At 34.6% G+C, this 1,395-nt stretch carries 2 protein-coding genes; both read right to left on the bottom strand.

The annotated features are described in order from the left end of the window. Positions 1-205: 205 nt before the first annotated feature. Positions 206-676 carry a hypothetical protein gene (locus AC979_RS02095; protein ID WP_049372677.1) on the bottom strand — a complete coding sequence of 157 codons (471 nt, stop codon included), beginning with the start codon at positions 674-676 and terminating at the stop codon, positions 206-208. After that, positions 673-1,395 (bottom strand): VENN motif pre-toxin domain-containing protein (locus AC979_RS10085; RefSeq protein WP_193387046.1); only part of this gene is annotated, 723 nt, incomplete at its 5' end. The genes AC979_RS10085 and AC979_RS02095, both read right to left, overlap by 4 nt.

Here is a 1,395-nt window from a genome sequence, read left to right as displayed (position 1 = left end):
TTTTCTCTAAACAAAGATTGACCTCTGGATTATCACTTTCACCACTGACAAAATCCATACCGCAATCCGATATGTCTTTTTGTCTTCTGTCAAGAAATTTAATACGTCCTTGAGGATCTGAGTTAGGAAATAAAACCCTAGAATTATGTAAGCGCCAATGATCATGTGGTGGAGCAGGTTTAAATCAAACTAGTTATAAGAGCTACTATTTAAAAAATAAAATTTGTATAAGACAAACAATAATCCCTATAACAATACCTATTTTTATAGAAGGATTTCTAAAAAAATAAAACCATTTTTCCTTTGTTGTATTTTTAAATAAATATTCATCATCAGGATGGATATATGTATCCTCTAAAGAGTTATATGTCTCCCCTTCATCTCCTCTAACTCTAGTACCATCATTTAATTTTTCTGCAATAGCTATTAGCTTTTCTATATGCTTATCATCCGTGGTATTAATGTAATATTCACCTTCAATACCTTCAGTATAAAAAATAGTAAAAGAAGGATCATCTTTATCATAATAGAATTCTAAAACTCCATTTTCATTTAACTCTTCCTTCATATTAAATTCTCTAAGTAAAAATTCTCTAAACTTTTCTTTATTCATAATGAGTTTAGAAGAAATATCTTTTTTATCCGTATTAACTAAAGAAACATGATAAGCCATCATTTATCCTCTTTTTTACTGTTATTACTATTTATAATGGTAGTTGGTGCCGATATAGAAGCTCCTGCAAATGGTCGAATTGGATTATAATTAACCACACCTTTTCCTCTCTCATAAATAATAGGGATAGACGTACTACCAAACCCGGACTCATATTTTTTTACGTGAGCATTCCATTGTCCAGAAGTGGTTAAATCCCCCCATGTATTCGTCCCTTTCCAACTTAAATCTGGCTGTTTGCCTGTTGCCTTATTTGCACTTATAAAATAACTATTTGCATTATTAGATAGTTTCGAAGGTTTTCCAGACACCTCTCCAATACGACGCCCTGTGTCTCTATGAATTTTACTCCCCACAGCTCTCGCGTTACCAAGTAAATTTTGTGAATTCTTCGCTGCTTGATGAGCAGCATTCGCTGTTTTTGCTACATCACTACCAATAGCAACTGACTGTTTAACTGAGTTACCAGCACGATATGCTTTAAGCCCAGCAGATGCCCCTGCAGGTAAAAATGGCACTATTGTAGCAAAGCCATCATAAATAAGCCCTACTCCATCAAGAGCAGCCATTCCATAATTACCCTCTTCAATATTATAAGCCAAAGAAGCTCCTCCTATTGTAAGATTAGCCACATCCCATACTGTTTCTGGAGTAAGAGCATTATTCTCTACCGCATTCTTCGCTGTCTTAGCCGCAATAATCGCCCCATCAGAGCTATCTGA

The organism is Parahaemophilus parainfluenzae (assembly GCF_001053575.1).
GTDB classification, from domain to species: domain Bacteria; phylum Pseudomonadota; class Gammaproteobacteria; order Enterobacterales; family Pasteurellaceae; genus Haemophilus_D; species Haemophilus_D parainfluenzae_S.
Note: the sequence above shows the minus strand (reverse complement) of the source record. Positions and strands in the feature narration are given on the sequence as shown.

Bases quoted from the DNA above. Each gene is read 5' to 3' on its own strand.
- AC979_RS02095 (WP_049372677.1), bottom strand. From the start codon at position 676: ATGATGGCTTATCATGTTTCTTTAGTTAATACGGATAAAAAAGATATT.